This is a genomic window from Paenibacillus sp. FSL M8-0228, from assembly GCF_038007385.1.
In the GTDB taxonomy this organism is placed as follows: domain Bacteria; phylum Bacillota; class Bacilli; order Paenibacillales; family Paenibacillaceae; genus Paenibacillus; species Paenibacillus polymyxa_D.
Genome location: NZ_JBBOXA010000001.1, coordinates 2,668,117 through 2,690,223, shown reverse-complemented (window position 1 = coordinate 2,690,223; position 22,107 = coordinate 2,668,117). Strand labels below are relative to the sequence as shown.

Below are 22,107 nucleotides of genomic sequence, written 5' to 3'. Positions count from 1 at the left end.
ATCAGGCATTGTTTGTAATTTTTAATGAATTTTTGTAAAATTTCTGTGTAGTAAGTGCAAGAAACAGATTTTGTGTTATATCTGGTGCTTGACAAACCAAATTGTAATGCGTTGCAGTCGTTCCAAACGAAGCTGCGCATGTCCTTTTCATGAAAGTTCGTGGCTTTATCCAACCCCCTTTCGGCGAACAAATCGGCTTCGTCCGTTCTTGGTGATCGAGATACGTTCATATTCCCAACGCTCGTACATGGATAGCAGATATGGATGCTTCTCCGCTGTCGCCAGTGTCACCGCAGGGGCACCCAACTGATCACGAATAATCGTGTGTTCTACTCAATTCGTTTTCTCCCGTACCCTTGGCCTGTGCAGCCGGGTCTACAGCGAACCACATCACAAACGGCAAGTCGATTATATAATCAAGGGCTTATTTTTCGAATGGCTAACAGTAGCCTGAATGACCCCGTTAATTTCCAGCACATAGCAATAGCAATCATTGTGTTTAATGTTCTCCCGAATGAGAGCAACGTCTGCCTGAGTGACAGGCCACTGGAGTCCCAACTGCCGGATCATTTCGTACGCTTCGTAGGTCACATACTGTTCATCTGCACTAAGTTATCTGAATGTTCAGGTAAAATCAATATCTATGTCATCAATTTTAACAACAGTCATTCCTTGATAAGGGGGTTTACGCTCCAAAAAAGTAACAGGAACGTAAAAGTCCGAATTATCTTCTTTCTTTATACCCAAATGAATGTATCTGCCACTAAAAATGTTATACAACATAAACTCAGCATCAATCATGCTTTGGGCTAACTGAGGATTAAAAATAATAAAGCTAGGTTGATGTAGTAATTTATGAAGAAATGGGAAATGTCATATACGATAAATGGTTCTCTCATATCCGCCTAAGTTGGCTTTTTTCAGCATTTCTAAAGTCAGTGTTCCTTGTCTTAATTTTGGAAACCCTTTTTTTCCACGATATGAAGACCCAGTTTTCATTTTATGTATGCAAAGTAAATGAAGAAGATCAAAAGTTCTAAAATGCAACCTGATGCCACGCTTTTTATGACGAATTTTATAATGAAAAATTAAGTTACAAAGGTGCTCCTCATAAAAGATACTTCACTTATCGTCGCTTTAGCAAGCTGATTTCTCACTTTGTCCTTGTTAGCACCCATAAAATAAATGTCTTAAAACCTTTCAGATACATATCTTTAGGAACAAGCATAATAATCCAGTATTCTGCTATTCTTACTTTTATTTGATATGGACGTAATACATATCCATGCTCATACATATAATAGCACTCTTTAGGCTAACAGTTCACTTTGAGTTCAGAGGAATTTCTTCAATTAAACTTGCGTCTGTATGGCGAACATTCCCTACAGCTTTAGAAACGGGATACGAGTTCATTAATCCAGCAGGGTATGACCAAGGCATTTTTATACATGTTCCATTTTTGTTATTTCAATGTAAGAACTACGTCACCCTACTCTTCGTCAGGACTAGGTTACTTCTATGTTATTCCTTCTTAGTTTCCATATCCTTTCATTAAACTGTTTAAATATCTAATTCCGAAAAGATAAAAGAGAGCACAGCCCATTATGGATGTGCTCTCTTTTATCGTGCTTGGCGACGTCCTACTCTCCCAGGACCCTGCAGTCCAAGTACCATCGGCGCTGGAGGGCTTAACGGTCGTGTTCGGGATGGGTACGTGTGGAACCCCTCCGCTATCGCCACCAAACATGAATTTGCTACGCAAATTCTTCCGTACGGTTATTCGGTTCACCACATATCGTGTGAATGAATAGCCATGCGCTTGTCGTATGTCACTTGTACATACCTTCAAGGTTACACCCTGAAAACTGGATCCGAAACTCATTTGCGTTTTATTCTTAGGATAAGCCCTCGACCGATTAGTATTGGTCAGCTCCATGCATTACTGCACTTCCACCCCCAACCTATCTACCTCGTCGTCTTCAAGGGGTCTTACTAATTGGGAAATCTCATCTTGAGGGGGGCTTCACGCTTAGATGCTTTCAGCGCTTATCCCTTCCGTACATAGCTACCCAGCGGTGCTCCTGGCGGAACAACTGGTACACCAGCGGTACGTCCATCCCGGTCCTCTCGTACTAAGGACAGCTCCTCTCAAATTTCCTACGCCCACGACAGATAGGGACCGAACTGTCTCACGACGTTCTGAACCCAGCTCGCGTACCGCTTTAATGGGCGAACAGCCCAACCCTTGGGACCTACTTCAGCCCCAGGATGCGATGAGCCGACATCGAGGTGCCAAACCTCCCCGTCGATGTGGACTCTTGGGGGAGATAAGCCTGTTATCCCCAGGGTAGCTTTTATCCGTTGAGCGATGGCCCTTCCATGCGGTACCACCGGATCACTAAGCCCGACTTTCGTCCCTGCTCGACTTGTAGGTCTCGCAGTCAAGCTCCCTTCTGCCTTTGCACTCTTCGAATGATTTCCAACCATTCTGAGGGAACCTTGGGGCGCCTCCGTTACTCTTTAGGAGGCGACCGCCCCAGTCAAACTGCCCACCTGACACTGTCCTCGCACCGGTTCACGGTACCAAGTTAGAACCTAGATACGATCAGGGTGGTATCCCAAGGATGCCTCCCTTCAAGCTGGCGCTCAAAGTTCGACGGCTCCCACCTATCCTGTACAGATCGTACCCAAATTCAATATCAAGCTGCAGTAAAGCTCCATGGGGTCTTTCCGTCTTGTCGCGGGTAACCTGCATCTTCACAGGTATTAAAATTTCACCGGATCTCTCGTTGAGACAGCGCCCAAGTCGTTACGCCATTCGTGCGGGTCAGAATTTACCTGACAAGGAATTTCGCTACCTTAGGACCGTTATAGTTACGGCCGCCGTTTACTGGGGCTTCGGTTCATAGCTTCGCTCTTGCGAGCTTACCACTCCCCTTAACCTTCCAGCACCGGGCAGGCGTCAGCCCGTATACTTCGCCTTGCGGCTTCGCACAGACCTGTGTTTTTGCTAAACAGTCGCTTGGGCCTTTTCACTGCGGCCCCCTCGGGCTATTCACCCTACCGAGGCACCCCTTCTCCCGAAGTTACGGGGTCATTTTGCCGAGTTCCTTAACGAGAGTTCTTCCGCGCGCCTTAGAATTCTCTTCTCGCCTACCTGTGTCGGTTTGCGGTACGGGCACCTTCTCCTGGCTAGAGGCTTTTCTTGGCAGTCTGAGATCATGACCTTCGCTACTATAATTTTCGCTCCCCATCACAGCCCAGCCTTAACGATGTGCGGATTTGCCTACACACCAGCCTCACTGCTTAGACGGACATCCATCCGTCCGCGTCACTACCCTACTGCGTCACCCCATCGCTCATAACGGATTACGGTGGTACAGGAATTTCGACCTGTTGTCCTTCGACTACGCCTATCGGCCTCGCCTTAGGTCCCGACTTACCCTGAGCGGACGAACCTTCCTCAGGAACCCTTAGGCTTTCGGCGGATCTGATTCTCACAGATCTTTTCGTTACTCATACCGGCATTCTCACTTGAATGCAGTCCAGCGCTCCTTACGGTACACCTTCAACCCGCATTCAACGCTCCCCTACCCCTGATGCAAGCATCAAGCCATAGCTTCGGTGGTGTGTTTAGCCCCGTTACATTTTCGGCGCAGAGTCACTCGACCAGTGAGCTATTACGCACTCTTTCAATGGTGGCTGCTTCTAAGCCAACATCCTGGTTGTCTGTGCAACTCCACATCCTTTCCCACTTAACACACACTTGGGGACCTTAGCTGATGGTCTGGGCTGTTTCCCTTTCGACAATGGATCTTAGCACTCACTGTCTGACTCCCGGAACTAAATCTATGGCATTCGGAGTTTGACTGAGCTTGGTAACCCTTGCGGGCCCCGCACCCAATCAGTGCTCTACCTCCACGATTCTTCTTTCCGAGGCTAGCCCTAAAGCTATTTCGGGGAGAACCAGCTATCTCCGGGTTCGATTGGAATTTCTCCGCTACCCCCACCTCATCCCCGCATTTTTCAACATGCGTGGGTTCGGGCCTCCAGTGCGTGTTACCGCACCTTCACCCTGGACAGGGGTAGATCACCCGGTTTCGGGTCTACGTCCACGTACTCATTCGCCCTATTCAGACTCGCTTTCGCTGCGGCTTCAGCTCTTCACCTTAACCTTGCACGGGAACGTAACTCGCCGGTTCATTCTACAAAAGGCACGCCATCACCCGTGATTTTTCCAAAGGAAAATATCATAGGGCTCTGACTTCTTGTAAGCACACGGTTTCAGGATCTATTTCACTCCCCTTCCGGGGTGCTTTTCACCTTTCCCTCACGGTACTGCTTCACTATCGGTCGCCAGGGAGTATTTAGCCTTGGCAGATGGTCCTGCCGGATTCATACGGGGTTTCACGTGCCCCGCACTACTCGGGATCCGTCTCGGAGGGAACCAGTTTTGAACTACAGGGCTTTTACCTTCTCTGGCGGGCCTTTCCAGACCTCTTCATCTAACCGGTTCCTTTGTAACTCCATGTGAGACGTCCCACAACCCCAAGGAGCAAGCTCCTTGGTTTGGGCTAATCCGCGTTCGCTCGCCGCTACTGACGGAATCACTATTGTTTTCTCTTCCTCAGGGTACTTAGATGTTTCAGTTCCCCTGGTCTGCCTCTATTCTGCCTATGTATTCAGCAGAAAGTGACTGTCGATGAAGACAGCCGGGTTTCCCCATTCGGACATCCCCGGATCAAAGCTTGCTTACAGCTCCCCGAGGCTTTATCGTTGTTCGCCACGTCCTTCGTCGGCTCCTGGCGCCTAGGCATCCTCCGTGTGCTCTTTGTAGCTTAACCTAGTATTTACATCGTAAATACGATTTGCTTTGAATTTCGGTTCAACACTTACGTGTGAATGAAATTCAAGGCAGCTACCTTTATTTCACTTGTTTACACAAGATCAGCTTAAAGGAATATTCTAAAACGCAATTTCGTTTCGGTATCCAGTTTTCAAGGTGCAATTCGCTTCATCGAAGCGAAACCCGATGAATATTTCGGTTCCACACGGATGTGTGAATGAAGTATTCGTCGAAGCTTGAGAGTTTGAGCTCTCAAAACTGAGCAACGAGTGAGTAAGTTCAGGATATTCATTTCATTCACACGAATGTGATGAACCGAATTGAATATCCGGTCGCAGGTACGTTATACCTGCTAATTTGAATGTTTCCATCGCAGGAAACGATTCTCCATAGAAAGGAGGTGATCCAGCCGCACCTTCCGATACGGCTACCTTGTTACGACTTCACCCCAATCATCTACCCCACCTTCGGCGGCTGGCTCCCTTGCGGGTTACCCCACCGACTTCGGGTGTTGTAAACTCTCGTGGTGTGACGGGCGGTGTGTACAAGACCCGGGAACGTATTCACCGCGGCATGCTGATCCGCGATTACTAGCAATTCCGACTTCATGTAGGCGAGTTGCAGCCTACAATCCGAACTGAGACCGGCTTTTCTAGGATTGGCTCCACCTCGCGATTTCGCTTCCCGTTGTACCGGCCATTGTAGTACGTGTGTAGCCCAGGTCATAAGGGGCATGATGATTTGACGTCATCCCCACCTTCCTCCGGTTTGTCACCGGCAGTCTGCTTAGAGTGCCCAGCTTGACCTGCTGGCAACTAAGCATAAGGGTTGCGCTCGTTGCGGGACTTAACCCAACATCTCACGACACGAGCTGACGACAACCATGCACCACCTGTCTCCTCTGTCCCGAAGGAAAGGTCTATCTCTAGACCGGTCAGAGGGATGTCAAGACCTGGTAAGGTTCTTCGCGTTGCTTCGAATTAAACCACATACTCCACTGCTTGTGCGGGTCCCCGTCAATTCCTTTGAGTTTCAGTCTTGCGACCGTACTCCCCAGGCGGAATGCTTAATGTGTTAACTTCGGCACCAAGGGTATCGAAACCCCTAACACCTAGCATTCATCGTTTACGGCGTGGACTACCAGGGTATCTAATCCTGTTTGCTCCCCACGCTTTCGCGCCTCAGCGTCAGTTACAGCCCAGAGAGTCGCCTTCGCCACTGGTGTTCCTCCACATCTCTACGCATTTCACCGCTACACGTGGAATTCCACTCTCCTCTTCTGCACTCAAGCTCCCCAGTTTCCAGTGCGACCCGAAGTTGAGCCTCGGGATTAAACACCAGACTTAAAGAGCCGCCTGCGCGCGCTTTACGCCCAATAATTCCGGACAACGCTTGCCCCCTACGTATTACCGCGGCTGCTGGCACGTAGTTAGCCGGGGCTTTCTTCTCAGGTACCGTCACTCTTGTAGCAGTTACTCTACAAGACGTTCTTCCCTGGCAACAGAGCTTTACGATCCGAAAACCTTCATCACTCACGCGGCGTTGCTCCGTCAGGCTTTCGCCCATTGCGGAAGATTCCCTACTGCTGCCTCCCGTAGGAGTCTGGGCCGTGTCTCAGTCCCAGTGTGGCCGATCACCCTCTCAGGTCGGCTACGCATCGTCGCCTTGGTAGGCCTTTACCCCACCAACTAGCTAATGCGCCGCAGGCCCATCCACAAGTGACAGATTGCTCCGTCTTTCCTCCTTCGCCCATGCAGGAAAAGGATGTATCGGGTATTAGCTACCGTTTCCGGTAGTTATCCCTGTCTTGTGGGCAGGTTGCCTACGTGTTACTCACCCGTCCGCCGCTAGGTTAGTTAGAAGCAAGCTTCTAACTAACCCCGCTCGACTTGCATGTATTAGGCACGCCGCCAGCGTTCGTCCTGAGCCAGGATCAAACTCTCCATTAAAGACCAACCGAAGTTGGTTTATAGAAAGAGCGATAAGCTCATTTTGAAACTGACGAGATAAAAATATCTCTTGTTTGCTTCCATTTTATACAGCCTGGAAGGCATGTACCAAAATTTCAGCGTTGGATTTTGCAAGCAAAATCCGTACTCACTCGTTGTTCAGTTTTCAAAGATCAAGTCAACAGCCGTTTAACTGGCTGGATATATAATTTATCACGTGTATACCTATCAGGCAAGTTGTAATATTTCCCAATTTACTAGTTTGTATTTCTACACGGTGATTTACCTGGAACAACTGAGACTCTCTTATCTCCTACTTCAAGTGCAAAGTTGATCAGGTATAAACATCATAAATCAGAAAAGCAGAAGCTCTTTATGTATTGGAGGAACCGCTACTTCCGCTTTTTTAGATAAAATCCTGAAAGTTAGCTTAGCTTAAAGCTGTAGCTAAATCCTGTATCAGAAGTTCAGCAGGCTCATGCCCTACAGCTAGGCGGATAAGCGATTCGGGCATGTGTTGTTTTTCTAGACTCTGCTTATTGAAGCCGTAGTTTGGTGAGATCACCTGGCTCTCCATAGACCCCCAAGATACACCGATCCGAATCAGTCGCAGTTTATTGATCACTCTGCATATATCCTCATAACCCAAATCTTTTAGTTCAAAACTGAATAATCCGGCATACCCTTTGAGCTGCCTACATGCCAGCTCATGTTGTGGGTGAGAAGGAAGTCCGGGATGATTCACTTTTGAAATGGCCGGATGATCTGATAGAAAACGAGCAACCGACAGAGCATTTCTCTGATGGGCTTCCATTCGGAGAGGGAGTGTTCTTAGCCCCCGAATGAGTAGCCAGGCTTCAAAAGGGGCCAACGAGCCGCCAATCAACTCATACTCTTCAGCATACATACGATTTATTATCTCTTTAGAAGCGATCACTGCCCCTGCAATTAAATCATTATGACCACCCAAGTACTTGGATGCGGAGTGAACAACGATATCTACGCCCCATTCTAATGGTTTTTGAAAAAGGGGTGTAGCCCATGAATTATCTATGATTGTGCGGATGCCCTTCGCTTTGGAAAGCGAAGCTACCTCCTGAATATTTACCATATCGAATGTGAATGAGGTAGGAGACTCCATAAGAATAGCACGGGTCTGCGGTTTGATGGCATCAGCAACTGCTTCCGTAGAAGTGGAATGTACAATTGTATAATTTATATTGAACTTCGATAAGTATTTAGCTAGGCTGACGGAGGTTTCGTATATGTGTCCGACCAGAATCAGATGGTCCCCGGCGGATAAACTACACATTAGAGCCGCACTGATAGCAGCCATTCCGGAAGCAAAGCACTTGCAGTCCGCCCCACCTTCCAGTGCAGCAATCATTTGCTCTGCAATCTGAACGGTAGGATTGGTTCCCCTCGAATAGACATAATGCTCCTTTTCATTATTAGCCGCTTCAGCATAATCTTCGTAAGTATCAAAGAAAAATGGAGCAGTCTCATAAATAGGAGGAGCAGCAGCCTTAGCAAAACACCCTAGTTCGTCCTCAAATCGGAGACAGATAAGCTGATCATCCGAGAAACTCAAATCTGATCACCACTTTCTGAAAAATTTCAAACTCATGAGGTAGTCTCCTCAATCCGGGACTCAAATATTCTATAGGGTTATTTCAAAAATCTTTTAAAGAACTGCTGGGATCTAAAAATGATAATTAAATGCATGAAATAAATATGGAGCAGTGAATGGAAGCAATGAGTAAAAATATACTCCGGGTATCAGAGTTGATCATCTGTATTTCATTGTTTGAGCTGGGAAGTACAACCCTGACTGTTCACCTTGCTCCTCTTTCTTGGCTTAATTATCAAAATGGTCTTATTTTTAATGCTTTTTCTATTTCATTGGCACGATATGAAGTGTTCCATCCTCGCTTAACTCTGCATAGGCAATCTCATCGATACTATCATATCCCTGCTCTCGCACCTTAGCCTTAATCTCTCCAATATCAATTGTTTTCCCACGCATAGATTCATTTAGCAACCTTCCCTTATCAATGACAGTAACAGAAAAAAGATCAGGCTGTGCATCTATTCCCATATCCTGAGCGGCGGGTGGCTCGTATTCAGGTTTGCGCATGACTGACAAGGAGCCGTTCGTCTCTAACGTAGCGTACCAGACCTCACGCAGAGAAAAAATATTTTGCTGGCGTAGCATGGAGAGTAGCTGTGTAAATTCTATATCATATTTCTCCAGCATTTCTTGATTTACCTGCCCTTTATCCACGAGCAGCACTGTTCGACCTTCTGCCATATATCCAAATTTCACAAAATGGGTCGTGGCTTTTTCAAAAAAGTAGGCCAGCGCGCACCATAGTGCCAAAGCAAACAAAAGCTGCCCAATGGTCACCTTATCGTCATATAACGTATTTCCCACAATTTCGCTTAACACCAATGATGTTAGGAAATCGAGTGGTGTTAACTGACTGAGTGTTTTCCGACCTGTAATAAAAGTAATGATCCACAAGCCAAAAAAGCTGATGATCAATTTGACACCAATCGAAACAAATACCTCCATAAATAGGCCTCCCGGAAGAAGTTGTTTTGTTATGTGTTATTTACACCGGCCTACCTCAGCATAAACAGAGGATTATTCCTGAAATGTCCGAATAAAAAAGCCCGCTACCAACTAGAGGCAGCGAACTTTTTAATTACGGCTAGTATATAATCTTAATCAAAGGCAATATGCCAGCTCCCGTAATTTTGTGCATAGTGACATCATTGCCCGCTAGCTTGGACTCCGGAGTCAGATTATCTACTTTTCACAAGAAGCTGAATCGCTTCTTTAACCAGCTTATCCGTGTCTCCTCCTGCCTCTTGCTCTTCCAATATACATCGTTGCAGATTCTCTGCTACAATTTGGGCAATCGCTTTATCTGATGCGTTACGTACGGCAGATAACTGGCTAACGACGTCTTTGCACGATTTTCCTTCATCCATTAAACGAAGTACCCCACGCACCTGTCCCTCAATCCTCCTCAGGCGCGTTTTCAGTTCATCACTGTAATTGTAATCCATAAGTAATGCACTCCTTTTTTGACTTACCATATACACGTATAGGTATATTATAAACCAAAAAAATAAATAGGATACCCTAAATAAATAGATTCACCTTGCCCTGGGAAGCATCCCCCAAGTAGGCGGCTACCCCAGCATATTCCAAACCTTCGATTAGCTCTTCTTGCTGCAGCCCTAACAAATCCATGGTCATGGTACAGGCGACGAGCTTGATCCCCTGCTCTCGTGCCAACTCTATAAGCTGCGGCAAGGAAAGCGCATTGTGTTTTTTCATGACATGCTTGATCATCTGTGGACCGAGTCCGGCAAAATTCATTTTGGATAGTGCAAGCTTTTTGGGTCCACGAGGCATGATCCAACCAAAGGCTTTTTCGAGTATCCCCTTATTAGTGCTCACGATTTCATCCTTGCGTAACGTATTTAGCCCCCAAAAAGTAAAGAAAATAGTTACTTCGTGATCATATGCTGCCGCTCCGTTCGCAATAATGAATGCAGCAATCGCCTTATCCAGCTCCCCGCTGAATAATACAATCGTTGTTTTGGGTGTGCTCATATGGATTCGCTTCCCTTAGTCTCTCCAGCCCATTCGGATATGCCTGAAAGCACAGATTTGACTTTTTTAGCGCCTTTGGCAACTAATAACTGACAAGCCATTTCACTGCGTGCTCCAGCTTGGCAAATCACTGCGATCTCTTCTTCCAAGTTCAGTTCAGAAAGTCTGTGCTCCAGTTCGCCAAGAGGGATGTGCTTAGATCCAGGGATATGTTTAAGCGTAAATTCAGCGGGTTCACGAACATCGAGTAAAATGAAGTTCTCTTTGCCAGAACATTTTGCTTGTAGCTCTTCATGGCTTATCGTAGAAGAAAATATTTGCTCCTTCTTCACCTCAGCTAGATTTGCTTTTTGTAGATAATGTCGCATTACATCTCCATCTTGGAGGGTGCCCAAATATTGATGTCCGGTGTTTTTGGCCCAGCTCTGAAAATCGGCTAATGAACCTTTGTCAGTCGCCTGAACCTCCATAATCTTTCCGGGAACGAGCTCATTCATAGCCTTTCTTGCTTTTACAATAGGCATAGGACAAGCTAGCCCTTTACAATCAAGAATATGATCTGCTTGGATATTGTTAGTTGATGACATTCTATAACCTCCGCCTGTTTTTTGAGGGGCTTAGCTTAGTTAAATCTTTTATACATATACCCCTATAGGTATTAGGATAATGATACTCACTTCTCTTGTCAACTTATTTGGCCGTTTTTTCTCAGAAGCAAACAAAATCATGTCTTAAACAAATAAAATTAAAAGCAAAAAAAGCCGCGCAAAAACGCGACTCTAATGCATAAACATAAACCAAAATTAATCGTCTTTTTTCATCAGTTCTGGCAGATCCAGCGACATCGAAATATTACACAGCATACCTCTAGCGAGAAAAAGCATCGTTCTTTCCATTGCTTGTTCAATACCTGCTCGTCGGAAAGCATCATACACCGTCGTATGAATTTCACGTAACCCTTGCTGCATCACGCTTACAACCTCATCCTCGCGGATCGTCTGCGCCTGCATTTGCAAAAGTGTTTCATTACGGTATTCCGTCATAATTTGCGAATAGGCTGCAATTAGCTCTTGCTCGAGCTGCTCAGATGAGGCCGAATGAATGACGCTGTGAAAAGAATCTATGATACGTGTAAATGAAACCTTCAGGGCTTCAACAAGCAATGCTTCCTTGGTAGCGAAAAAACGAAAGACATAGGGTTGAGAAATATTGGCCCGTTCTGCAACTTTGGCTGTTGTAGCTCGGTAGTAGCCCATCTCAGCAAACACTTCAATGGCAGCAGATATGATTTCCTTTTGGCGATTTATAGATGTTGACGTAGCTTTAGTCATGTTTTTTCATCCTTTTATTTAACACAGTTTTCTGATTAGTGATTAATCAATTACAAAATAGTATAAACGACATACCCTAAAAATACAATGAGCTTGAACAAAGTCGCCTCCGCAATTCTAACGGAAACGACTCTGTTATATACATCCAATTATGGCGTTTTAGAGTTAAAATATAATCGGATATAATTGACCTTTTGCGTTTTGGTTTGATAGGAAAATACTAAATTATAACTAAGTCCTGATGTGTTATTGATCGTATAATTAGCTTCTGCTGTGTCAGGTATGTCTCTAGAGGTATCAACGGTTTCCGTAGGTTGGCCTAAATCGTCAACAATTTGTTTGATAAGCAACTTTTTATAGTCTGGATCGGAAGATGTAATTTCTGTAACTTTATCGCTTCCATCCAGCATGATATCTGTATGATACTTAGCGTAACTTCTCATAGGACCAGTAGAACCAGACTCGGATTTCCCCCACAGCTCAAATAAAAGATCGCTGCTAGTTCCCAAGCCAAGACCTTTAGGCAAATTCGGTAAGGTTCCCTGCTTGGCTGCGCTAAATATAGCAGCTGCAGGGCTGTGTTTACTGTGAGGTGTAGCTGTACTATTGGCAGATTCTTGATGGGTCGAGGTTGAGGTTGAGCCTTGCCCATTAGTATTGAGATCCGTGTTTTGATCTGTAGAACTAGCAGGCGATGTGACTGTTTCTGCTTTAGTAGGAGCAGTTGATTTTGCTTCCCCGCTATTGCTGCATCCTGTCATCACAGCAAAACCTATCGCCAATAAAGCACTAGTGGTGATTAGCTTGTAAGCCAACTTTTTACGATCATAAGATTGATGTGTATGCTTCATTATAAGATCACTCTTTTCTTGTTCATGGGTACAAACCAAGTGTAACCGAACCTCGTTTCCAGAATACCTCTACTTGTTTCCAACTTGTAAACAAGGACATTAATGATTTTCTAATATACACTATTTACGACCATAAGATCCCAGCTGTTGTTTAGAAAAGGAGTAAGGAGAGTCACTCTTCTTCAACCATATATTCCCTTTAATGATGAAGATGTATACAGCAAAAACAAAGTAGATCGTACCCGCAATCCAGTCTATTGCCGTTGGGATGTCTCGCTGTACTATTGCATGTATATACCAAATTCCGACTGGAACATGCAGGAGAAGTGCCGTAAACAAGCCAGGATTATATAGGGTTTTTGCTTTAATATTTACGACGATACCGTGCCAGACGACCTGAAAAAATCCCATAAAAACGGGTGCGAGTCCAAGCCAGATTACTTGCGGAAACCATACGGGGAGCAGGTAAAACACATAGGCAATTGCAACATTGATAATCATCGCTGATTGAGTGTTTAAGGGGTAATGATCGGGTGCTTCACTTTTAAACATAACGTTGTTAAATAAACCAGCAAAATATCCAGGCCAGCGGTACTCCTCAAATTGATGAAACAATATAGCTACAAAACTCAACCATAACATGCCTGTTATATCCGAAAGGATAGCTTGATTCATAAGCAAAACAACACATACGACCACACCGATTATAGCCCCTGCATCTTGCCAATATTTTCTCAAATAATTCATATTAGTCACTCCTATGCTTTATTTTTGATCAAAATATCTTTCAAACAGCAGATTTAATTGTTCCTCTATTGAAGGTATTTTCACAACTGCCCCTGATTCAAGAATCGGACTCATCAGTGCGGGCAGAAAAATAGCTCCGAATATTTGCAGCATCATCGCTAACAAGCGCTCCGGCTGTTGCTCGCCTGTCAGCTCCTTGATCGTGTTCTGAACCTTTGGAAATCCCATTATGTTTAAAAACCTTCCGTATTCCTGTTGAGATGTGAAGGGCGTGCTACCCATGGCAATAATTCGCGAAAGAAGCTCTGGATATTGACGAATCACCTGTAAATAGTTATGTAAAAATTGTTTCAGTCTATCTTGGGGGGGGATCGCTGTATTATCCAAAATAGAAAAGGTGTGTTGAAAGCCATTTAATATCACTTCAATAGCTTCACTGAGCAAATTTTCCTTGGAGCCAAAATAATAATTAACTAATGAAATATTAGTAGCAGACAGATCGGCAATTTTTCGGATTGTAACCGCCTCAAAACCTTCCTTTTGAATAAATTCCAGCGTAGCGTCTAAGATTTTTTCTTTGGTTTGTTGTTTTTTGTCTGGGTGATTCATGTTTTTCCTCCTCCTGTTTCGTTCAATCATAACGGACAAATGAAACGGACAACTTTATATAAGCAACTTTTCAAACAACAATTAAAACATTGTTTAAATTTTTGTTTGAACTCAGTTTAGCACTTTATATTTCACAAAACAAGGAGTGATTTGAGATTTAGGGAATAGAAAAACCCGCATACGAATGAGATCGTTTGCGGGTTGATTGAATTGAGGTTGAGAAAAGGACTAAATAGCCCAATTTCCTTTGCGGAACACGGCTTCTTTACTTCCATCTTGCAGTTCGCCATCAATATCCAGCTCAGCTGAGCCGATCATGAAGTCAACATGAGTCAGACTGACATTGGCACCGTTCTGGAGCAGCTCCTCCCGGTTCATTTGTGTCCCATTTTCCATATTAAATGGATACGCACTGCCTAGGGCCAAGTGACAGGAGGCATTTTCGTCGATACCTGTATTGTAAAAAATACGATTGAGATTGGAGATCGGTGAATCGTGCGGCACCAGCGCAACTTCTCCCAAATAGCTGGCCCCTTCATCCGTAGCGAGCAAATGAGTCAGATGCTGCTCGCCGGATTCTGCTGTATATTCAGTGACTTTACCGTCCTTAAAGGTAAACGTTATGCGATCCACCAGTTGTCCATTTAAATTGAGTGGCATGGTACTTGTGACATGACCATTCACACCTGTACGCTTAGGCATCGTGAACACTTCTTCTGTCGGCATATTCGCGACAAAGTAATCTCCGCGCTCGTTCTCCCCACCGCCGCTGCGCCAAATATGCCCGTCAGCCAGTTCAATTCGCAAATCTGTTCCTGGTGCACGATAGTGGAGACTTTTATACTTTTTATGATTCAGCTTGTCTTGTACCTGTTCAAGGTTTTTCAAATGTTTCTGCCAATTCTGAATAGGATCAGAGCCATCTACACGGTTCATTTGGAAGATTGTATCCCACATGACACGTATACGATCCTCTTCTGCTACATCTGCAAATACTTTATCGGCCCAAGCCTTCGTCGGCGCTTTAATTAAACACCAGCTAATTTTATGATTTCGGGTATATTTGGAAAAACTTTCTCTCGCCGTAGCTGCCGCCTTAGTCGCACGAGATACCTTTTGTGGATCAATACCTTGATATAAATCGGGGTTCGGCACTTTAATCGTTAGTGTGGCTCCACCCTCTTCGGCAAATTTCTCCATCATTTCTGCCTTCCAAGCAGGGTAGTAATCGAAGCTAGCTTCGTCACCATGTTCAAAACGACTACGTGTAATGGAATCATCCTCAAACTCTACCTGTACATATTTAGCGCCTGCTTCATAGGCTTTGCTGACAATCAGGCGTGTAAACTCAACAGTTTCCAGTGGTGCAGTTACCAAAAACACCTGTCCAGGCTGAATGTTAACCCCTACTCTTACAACCAGTTCTGCGTATTGCTCCAACAATGATTCAAATGTACTCATTTTTCCACGCTCCTGTTCCGTTTTGATTATATTGAATAATTTCATCATTACAGTACGGATTGCTTCTCCAGTTCACGCAGCTCCACTCTTCGTATTTTGCCTGAGCTGGTTTTAGGGAGTTCTTTAATAAACTCTATTTTTCGTGGGTATTTATAAGGCGCCGTCCATGTTTTCACATGATGTTGCAGTTCCTTCACTAACGCCGGTGATCCTTCTACCCCAGCTTTGAGTACGACAAAAGCCTTTACAACATGTCCACGGATCTCGTCAGGGCTGGCTACGGCAGCACATTCCTGCACGGAGTCATGCTTCATAAGCGCTTCCTCTACTTCAAAAGGACCAATGGTATAGCCAGAACTGATAATGATATCATCCCCACGTCCTTCGAACCAGAAATATCCATCCTCATCTTTGCGAGCCCGGTCTCCCGTAACAAAATAATCTCCGTGGACACTAGTTAATTTGCGTTCTGGATCATGGTAATACGTTTGGAATAATGCCGGCAGATCAGCGCGTACCGCAATATCGCCCACTTGCCCCGGAGCCAGCGGAATGCCATCCTCGTCTACGACCTCAACGAGTCCCGGTGCAATAGATTTGCCCATCGAGCCTGTACGCAGAGGTGCATCCTTTAAATTACCAATAATTAATGTGCTCTCCGTTTGACCATAGCCGTCACGAATCGTAATGTTGAACTGCTCCTGAAACTTATTAATGACCTCCTGATTGAGAGGCTCTCCCGCAGAAACTGCGCTGCGCAATTGGGATAGATCATATTGATCCAAACCATCCGTTTTCGCCATAATCCGATATTCTGTCGGCGTACAGCACAACACTTGGATTCCGTACTGCTGCATGAACTGCAAATAGCGACCCGGACGAAACGGACCATTATATACGAATCCGGTCGCTCCATTCCCCAGTACAGATAAAAACGGACTCCAAATCCACTTTTGCCATCCTGGTGCAGCTGTAGCCCATACTACGTCTGAAGCTCGAATATCCAACCATGGTGATGTTATCCGCAGATGAGCATATCCCCAGCCATGGCTATGTACAACACCTTTAGGATTTCCCGTGGTGCCCGAAGTATAGGCCAGAATGGCCATGTCGTCACGGTGCGTCTTCACAGCTTCAAAAGTATCTTCCTGTCCATCCATCAGCTCATTCAGCACGAGCCAGCCAGATACATCTGGCGTGTCGTCCCCGGAGACCACGATACGATAATCCAGAGTAGGCAAATCATCGCTTATTTTGTCCACTTCACCTGTTACTCCGTTCCAGGCAATGACTGCGCGTGCTTCAGAATGGCGAAGACGATATGCAATATCCTTGGCACGCAGCATTTCTGAAGATGGAATGACAGCAAGCCCCAGCTTCAAGCAGGCTATATAAATTACATACGCAATAATACGCCGTGGTACTACGACCAGAACTCTGTCACCTTTGTTAAATCCCAGACTTGCGAGTCCTCCAGCCAGTCGGTTAGCCTTTTTCAACAGCTCTCCATAGGTGATTTCTTCGTATTCTCCTGTCTCACTCAGCCACTTAAGTGCTGTTTTATCAGCCTCATGGTGTTCCATTTCCGAAGTCATATTGTAATATTCAGGCGCAAGCCATTGTTGTTGATCTGTCAAATTATACCTTCCCCTTTATACATAAGATGAGATCCACTTTCTTACTGTAGTATAACACGTCTTAGTACCAGGTTCTAATACCAGAATCATTTTTTAATCATTTTTTTGGAAAAAAATAAATTGGGTAAAACCAACAACAAAAAGAAAGAGCCTGATCTCAGGCTCTCAGGCTGTCGAGAAAGTCTCGACAGCCTATTTTATGTTAATTTTGTTTAAGACGACACCGCGTTAATGTTGTATAATATAGGTAACTATTGTAGAACGGATGGTGTTGATATGCTACGCTCCAACCGCGAAAAACAACAATCCTACGAATTTGTTTCCATCGAAGATCTGGTTCCTCAAGATCACTTGCTCCGCAAAGTAGATAAGTATATCGATTTTTCGTTTATCGATGATAAAGTTCGACCACTGTATTGTGCAGACAACGGGCGTCCTGCCATTGATCCTACCGTATTGTTTAAAATGATCTTTCTCGGTTATTTCTATGGCATTCGCTCAGAACGGCAACTCGAGCGAGAAATTCAGACGAACCTAGCTTATCGTTGGTTTCTGAGGTTGGGCTTAACGGATAAAGTTCCGGACCATACGACGATTAGCTGGAATCGTCGTACTCGCTTTAAAGACACCACGATCTTTCAAGATATCTTCGATGAAATTGTGCTGCAGGCGATCTCTCACCGAATGGTGGGTGGGCGTGTTCTCGTCACCGATTCCACACACGTCAAAGCCAATGCTAACAGGCACCAGTACACCAAAGAACAAGTGTTGCAGAATACTAAAGACTATATGGACGAGCTGAACGAAGCGGTGAAGGATGACCGGAGAAACCACGGAAAAAAGCCTTAAAATCCCGAGAGGAAGTGAACGAAGAAAAAGAAATTAAAGTGAGCAAAACAGACCCGGACAGCGGCTATATGATCCGTGATGGCAAGCCCGAAGGCTTCTTCTATCTGGACCACCGCACGGTGGATATGAAGTACAATCTGATTACGGACGTGCATGTGACACCGGGGAATGTACATGATTCTGTCCCCTATTTGTCCCGTTTGGATCGCCAAAGAGAACGTTTTGGTTTTCAAGTAGAAGCTGTTGCACTAGATTCAGGTTATTTAACAACGCCGATTTGCCGAGGTTTGCAGAACCGAAAGATTTTTGCCGTGATTGCTCACCGAAGATTCCATCCCAGACAAGGACTGTTTCCGAAATGGAAGTTTGAATACGATGCCAAACGCAATGCGTATAGATGCCCAGCCCAACAGGAACTGCCCTACCGAACGACGGACCGTAAGGGATACCGGCAGTATGCCTCTGACCCAGCTCAGTGCCAGCATTGCCCACTGCTAAGTCAGTGTACCCAGTCTCGAAACCACCGCAAAGTGGTGACTCGGCATGTCTGGGAAGACAGCAAAGAGTGGGTACGGAGCAACCGGCTGAGCCCATCTGGTAAAAAGCTGTACCGCAAACGAAAAGAGACGATTGAGCGAAGCTTCGCGGATGCCAAAGAGCTCCATGGGTTTCGCTATTGCCGTTTGCGCGGTCTTCCAAACGTCAGGGAACAAGCCCTTATGACGGCAGCCGTGCAGAACATGAAGAAGATGGCGATCCACCTAGATCGCCTGGAGAAACAGGGGTAACCCCCCTGCTTCTCCAGAGACCAGAGCATTATGATGTAAAAAAGAAACCCACGTCTCAAAATGACGGGGTTTCTCGACAATCTGAGAGCCTGATCTCAGGCTCTTTTTCTTCACTGCAATCTTGATCTACAACTGGAGTTCTACCCCTGTATAAGCCGCTTCCTGACCATTTACGAGCAACGCAATCCGATGCGTTCCCGCATAATGGCGACGAGTTGTCAGGTCTGCAAAACGGTGTGTCCGTGTACCTGTAAGATGGGTTCCTCCGGGGACCGTTTTGTCAGATAGCAAAAACAGTTTACGTGAAACTTGTCCTCTCGCCTTTACAAAGTCAATGCCGTACTCGATGCGGACTCGTACCGGGTCACCTTCACGAAGCTGAAGCGCGTAGCTCAACTCACAGCTATCACCAAGCTTTAGCACGGTAAGGTCTGTGGTGAAAGAGGCACCCGTGACCAACGGTCCCCCGTCTGTTTCATCCGCATAGCCGAACATTGCCATCACTTCGGGGATAGATTTGCGAATCAGGGTCCGGCAGCCATGACGCACAATCCAGTCGGTGTCAGGATGTGTCCCTTTCCACCGTTGAGCCGTAGCAATGACCACATCAGGATGATCCTTGGCAATATCGTTCAGGTTGTTGGCTACACTTTTACGTACATATAGTGATGGATCGGCTTTCAGTAATTCCAATACAGCCAATACTGGAGCAGGATCGCGCTTAAACACAGGCAACGCCTGTCCCCAGGGTAGCCGTGGACGGCAGCCTTCGCTGGCAAGACGACGAACGTGCTCACTTTGATGTCCCGCCCAGGTCGTCATTTGCTGCATCATCCGTTCCGGTTCACGCAGGAGGAAGGGTCTTACGGCGAACTCCGCAGAGGACCTAGATGTGAATCGCTCCAGCGCCTTCATGGACAGGTCCCAATCCCCTTCTCCCTGCCCATACACCTCCACAAAATCGGGGAAAAACAAGTACGGAAAACCACTGCAATGCTCATCTATATTAAAAAGAATACCCAGAGCTTCTTCATAATTACTGGGCAAAAATGCCCCTAATGTTAACGAAATACGCCGTATTCGTTCTTTCAGCTCCAGCTCATCCCATTTTTCATCCATCACTTGATGGATAAATCCGATGGTATCGAACGGCCTGTATGCAGACTGTACTTTTTCACCGAATTGTTGAAGAAAATTCTCCGTGTACATATTTTTTAAGGGCTCAGCCATTATATATCTCCTTTTGAATGAGGTTGAGAGAATTGTAGCAAGGCATACTAAAAATGCCAAGTCCTATGATGAGGACCTGACATTTTTACATCAACACAAGAAATCGATTTAACTTATAATTCGTGTTGGGCAAACCAATTGGTAATGCGTTGCAGTCGTTCCACGCGAAGCTGCGGGTGCCCTTTTCGTGAAAGCTCGTGACTTGAAGCTGGAAAACGGACAAATTGCGTAGGTTTCCCCAAGCGACGCAATGCTGTAAACAGCTGTTCTCCCTGCTCTATAGGGCATCGCAGATCCTGCTCCCCGTGCAATATGAGCAGCGGTGTGTTAATTTGCTGCACATAAGCCAGCGGAGATTGCCTCCACAAGAGCTCGCAATCCTCCCACGGATTCCCGCCGACTTCATCTTCAGTAAACGAGTACCCTATGTCGCTCACTCCATACATTGACAGCCAATTAGATATGGAGCGCTGGGTTACAGCTGCGCGGAAACGATCGGTATGGCCAACAATCCAGTTTGTCATAAAGCCACCATAGCTGCCCCCTGTTACACCCAGCCTTTCCGGATCAATGAATGGGAACTGGCGTATAGCCTCGTCCACTGCGCTCAGTAGATCAGTGTAATCGCGTCCGCCGTAATCTCTAAGGACGACATTGGTAAAAGACTGTCCGTACCCTCGGCTTCCTCCGGGATTCGTGTAGATGACTGTATATCCCTGAGCGGCCAGCAACTGAAATTCATGAAAAAAAGAATTGGAATACATGGCATGAGGGCCACCGTGTATCTCCAAAATGGCAGGATAGGATACTCCCTCCTTAAACCCAGCAGGCTTCATTACCCATCCCTGCACCCGTCGGCCATCCTCAACCTCCGTCCAAAAGCACTCAGGCACACTAATCTCAATCTCATCAAGCAAAGAATCATTTACTCGTGTCAGCCGTTCCTCAGTTCCTGAATGAATCGCAATCCGGAACAAATCGCCTGGTAAAGTTACATCGGTGGAAGCGGCAATGATATGCTGCTCATCCGATGTAAGCTCGAATTGGTAAATTTCTCGTTCTCCTTGCGTTAAAATTTTAAAAGTTCCATCAAGAGCAAACTGATATACGTGCACATTTCCTTCACGTGTAACCAGCGTGTACAGGGATTGACCGTCGGCACTAAAGCGTGGTGGTCCTATATGAAGATGTGAACGCATGTCGCTCATACCCGCATTACCAAGGTGAGCGTCAAGCATCTCACTAACGCATACTGCCGTCCCCCCACTGGAAGGAACCGTGTACAGTCGGGTCTGAGTAGCGCCTTTGGCATGTCGATCATGGCCGTAAAAGGCAATCGTTGAACCGTCGGGAGAATAAGCAGCACTCTCGATGTGCAGTTCAGTATAGGTCAGCTTAAGCGGTGCTGCGGCATCATCATTTGAAATCGCAGGAGTTATCGTAAACAAATCATTTAGTTCACGTAAATCCGTATCCTCTTTCGAATGTTCTGCTATTCTGGCGACGAATAAAATACGTTGAGCATCCGGTGACCACACAGGCTCTGCCGCATCATAAGCGCCGGAAGTCAGTTGAACTGTGTGCCCCGAAGTCACATCCGTTACATACAAGTGATCACGAGTATCATCCCACAGTCCATAGCCGTCGGATTTAGCTTTCGTTCGATTAACAACTCGTCCCTTAAGTTGCGCCTCCTGAGTTCCTTCATCGGATATCGGGCTTGACGGGTTCTCGGCCGTTTTAGCTACAAACGATATGCAGGTCCCATTAGGAGACCAGGCTAATGAACGAACGTTGTTCTCTACGTATGTAAGCTGTCGTGCCTCTCCCCCGCGTTCTGGAATAATCCATACCTGGCGCTTGCCGTCTGTTGTACGGAGAAAAGCTAGTTGTGATCCGTCGGGTGACCAGACAGGCATTTCATCTTTCGGTCCGTATGTAAAGGGTAATGCGCTAGCGCCATCGGACGATAATAGCCAAATTCCTGAGTTATAATCTGTCCGTTCTTTATTAATATACTGTTCTACGTAAGCGATTTCACCACTAATAGGATGAATAACTGGATCGCTAACCCAGTGAAGTCGATATAAATCCTCGGCTGTTATACAGCGCTTGGTCGTGCTAAATTGCGAGTCGCCCAAAAAAATCCCTCCTTATATCATCAGATTCCACATTTTCAAA

16 protein-coding genes and 3 rRNA genes are annotated in these 22,107 nt (G+C 45.8%); 1 reads left to right on the top strand and 18 read right to left on the bottom strand.

Features of this window, described 5'->3' with window-relative positions; all coding sequences use genetic code 11:
* Positions 1 to 165: 165 nt before the first annotated feature.
* The 16 genes from MKY98_RS12335 to MKY98_RS12260 all read right to left on the bottom strand — a co-directional run bounded on the left by MKY98_RS12335 (position 166) and on the right by MKY98_RS12260 (position 17,059).
* Positions 166 to 291 (bottom strand): hypothetical protein, encoded by a 126-nt coding sequence (locus tag MKY98_RS12335; protein WP_256026113.1) that lies wholly within the window; start codon positions 289 to 291, stop codon positions 166 to 168.
* Positions 292 to 408: 117 nt separating this feature from the next.
* Positions 409 to 591, bottom strand: coding sequence for a GNAT family acetyltransferase (locus MKY98_RS12330; RefSeq protein ID WP_245231691.1), 183 nt, complete (start codon positions 589 to 591; stop codon positions 409 to 411).
* Positions 592 to 1,627: 1,036 nt separating this feature from the next.
* A 5S ribosomal RNA gene (gene rrf / locus MKY98_RS12325) occupies positions 1,628 to 1,744 on the bottom strand.
* Positions 1,745 to 1,896: 152 nt separating this feature from the next.
* Positions 1,897 to 4,844 (bottom strand): 23S ribosomal RNA (locus MKY98_RS12320).
* Positions 4,845 to 5,239: 395 nt separating this feature from the next.
* Positions 5,240 to 6,795 (bottom strand): 16S ribosomal RNA (locus MKY98_RS12315).
* The 16S, 23S and 5S rRNA genes sit together here, the layout of an rRNA operon.
* 430 nt (positions 6,796 to 7,225) lie before the next feature.
* Positions 7,226 to 8,386: a trans-sulfuration enzyme family protein gene (locus MKY98_RS12310; protein WP_069012583.1), complete on the bottom strand. Its 1,161-nt coding sequence runs from the start codon at positions 8,384 to 8,386 to the stop codon at positions 7,226 to 7,228.
* Between the two features lie 303 nt (positions 8,387 to 8,689).
* Positions 8,690 to 9,370 (bottom strand): YetF domain-containing protein, encoded by a 681-nt coding sequence (locus MKY98_RS12305; protein ID WP_069012582.1) that lies wholly within the window; start codon positions 9,368 to 9,370, stop codon positions 8,690 to 8,692.
* 233 nt (positions 9,371 to 9,603) lie between these two features.
* Complete coding sequence (locus MKY98_RS12300; protein WP_013310304.1) at positions 9,604 to 9,870, bottom strand: metal-sensitive transcriptional regulator; 267 nt, start codon at positions 9,868 to 9,870, stop codon at positions 9,604 to 9,606.
* A 76-nt stretch (positions 9,871 to 9,946) separates the two neighbouring features.
* On the bottom strand, positions 9,947 to 10,423 hold the full coding sequence (locus MKY98_RS12295) for a DsrE/DsrF/DrsH-like family protein (RefSeq protein WP_029516791.1): 477 nt from the start codon (positions 10,421 to 10,423) through the stop codon (positions 9,947 to 9,949).
* Complete coding sequence (locus MKY98_RS12290) at positions 10,420 to 11,010, bottom strand: sulfurtransferase TusA family protein (RefSeq protein WP_029516792.1); 591 nt, start codon at positions 11,008 to 11,010, stop codon at positions 10,420 to 10,422. The genes MKY98_RS12295 and MKY98_RS12290 overlap by 4 nt, the downstream gene beginning before the upstream one ends.
* A 216-nt stretch (positions 11,011 to 11,226) precedes the next feature.
* Positions 11,227 to 11,754, bottom strand: coding sequence for a TetR/AcrR family transcriptional regulator (locus MKY98_RS12285; protein ID WP_029516793.1), 528 nt, complete (start codon positions 11,752 to 11,754; stop codon positions 11,227 to 11,229).
* Between the two features lie 149 nt (positions 11,755 to 11,903).
* Positions 11,904 to 12,605, bottom strand: coding sequence for a DUF4309 domain-containing protein (locus MKY98_RS12280; RefSeq protein WP_069012581.1), 702 nt, complete (start codon positions 12,603 to 12,605; stop codon positions 11,904 to 11,906).
* 120 nt (positions 12,606 to 12,725) lie between these two features.
* On the bottom strand, positions 12,726 to 13,352 hold the full coding sequence (locus MKY98_RS12275) for an HXXEE domain-containing protein (RefSeq protein ID WP_029516795.1): 627 nt from the start codon (positions 13,350 to 13,352) through the stop codon (positions 12,726 to 12,728).
* Between the two features lie 18 nt (positions 13,353 to 13,370).
* Positions 13,371 to 13,961, bottom strand: coding sequence for a TetR/AcrR family transcriptional regulator (locus tag MKY98_RS12270; RefSeq protein ID WP_029516796.1), 591 nt, complete (start codon positions 13,959 to 13,961; stop codon positions 13,371 to 13,373).
* Positions 13,962 to 14,189: 228 nt separating this feature from the next.
* Complete coding sequence (locus MKY98_RS12265) at positions 14,190 to 15,422, bottom strand: aminopeptidase (protein ID WP_029516797.1); 1,233 nt, start codon at positions 15,420 to 15,422, stop codon at positions 14,190 to 14,192.
* A gap of 47 nt (positions 15,423 to 15,469) precedes the next feature.
* Complete coding sequence (locus MKY98_RS12260; RefSeq protein ID WP_069012580.1) at positions 15,470 to 17,059, bottom strand: acyl-CoA synthetase; 1,590 nt, start codon at positions 17,057 to 17,059, stop codon at positions 15,470 to 15,472.
* Between the two features lie 276 nt (positions 17,060 to 17,335).
* Here MKY98_RS12260 and MKY98_RS12255 point away from each other — a divergent pair.
* Positions 17,336 to 18,696 (top strand): IS1182 family transposase gene (locus MKY98_RS12255; protein WP_341011432.1). Its coding sequence is split into 2 segments (ribosomal slippage): positions 17,336 to 17,903 and positions 17,903 to 18,696, totalling 1,362 coding nucleotides; the frame shifts between segments, so codons are not numbered across the junction.
* Positions 18,697 to 18,822: 126 nt separating this feature from the next.
* On the opposite strand, the gene MKY98_RS12250 is transcribed toward MKY98_RS12255, so the two are convergent.
* Entirely contained in the window at positions 18,823 to 19,926 is a 1,104-nt protein-coding gene (locus tag MKY98_RS12250) for a DNA alkylation repair protein (protein WP_069011136.1), read from the bottom strand.
* A gap of 113 nt (positions 19,927 to 20,039) precedes the next feature.
* Positions 20,040 to 22,067 (bottom strand): S9 family peptidase, encoded by a 2,028-nt coding sequence (locus MKY98_RS12245; protein WP_069011138.1) that lies wholly within the window; start codon positions 22,065 to 22,067, stop codon positions 20,040 to 20,042.
* Between the last annotated feature and the right edge of the window lie 40 nt (positions 22,068 to 22,107).

Bases quoted from the DNA above. Each gene is read 5' to 3' on its own strand.
- MKY98_RS12305 (WP_069012582.1), bottom strand. From the start codon at position 9,370: ATGGAGGTATTTGTTTCGATTGGTGTCAAATTGATCATCAGCTTTTTT.
- MKY98_RS12300 (WP_013310304.1), bottom strand. From the start codon at position 9,870: ATGGATTACAATTACAGTGATGAACTGAAAACGCGCCTGAGGAGGATT.
- MKY98_RS12295 (WP_029516791.1), bottom strand. From the start codon at position 10,423: ATGAGCACACCCAAAACAACGATTGTATTATTCAGCGGGGAGCTGGAT.
- MKY98_RS12290 (WP_029516792.1), bottom strand. From the start codon at position 11,010: ATGTCATCAACTAACAATATCCAAGCAGATCATATTCTTGATTGTAAA.
- MKY98_RS12285 (WP_029516793.1), bottom strand. From the start codon at position 11,754: ATGACTAAAGCTACGTCAACATCTATAAATCGCCAAAAGGAAATCATA.
- MKY98_RS12280 (WP_069012581.1), bottom strand. From the start codon at position 12,605: ATGAAGCATACACATCAATCTTATGATCGTAAAAAGTTGGCTTACAAG.
- MKY98_RS12275 (WP_029516795.1), bottom strand. From the start codon at position 13,352: ATGAATTATTTGAGAAAATATTGGCAAGATGCAGGGGCTATAATCGGT.
- MKY98_RS12270 (WP_029516796.1), bottom strand. From the start codon at position 13,961: ATGAATCACCCAGACAAAAAACAACAAACCAAAGAAAAAATCTTAGAC.
- MKY98_RS12265 (WP_029516797.1), bottom strand. From the start codon at position 15,422: ATGAGTACATTTGAATCATTGTTGGAGCAATACGCAGAACTGGTTGTA.
- MKY98_RS12250 (WP_069011136.1), bottom strand. From the start codon at position 19,926: ATGGCTGAGCCCTTAAAAAATATGTACACGGAGAATTTTCTTCAACAA.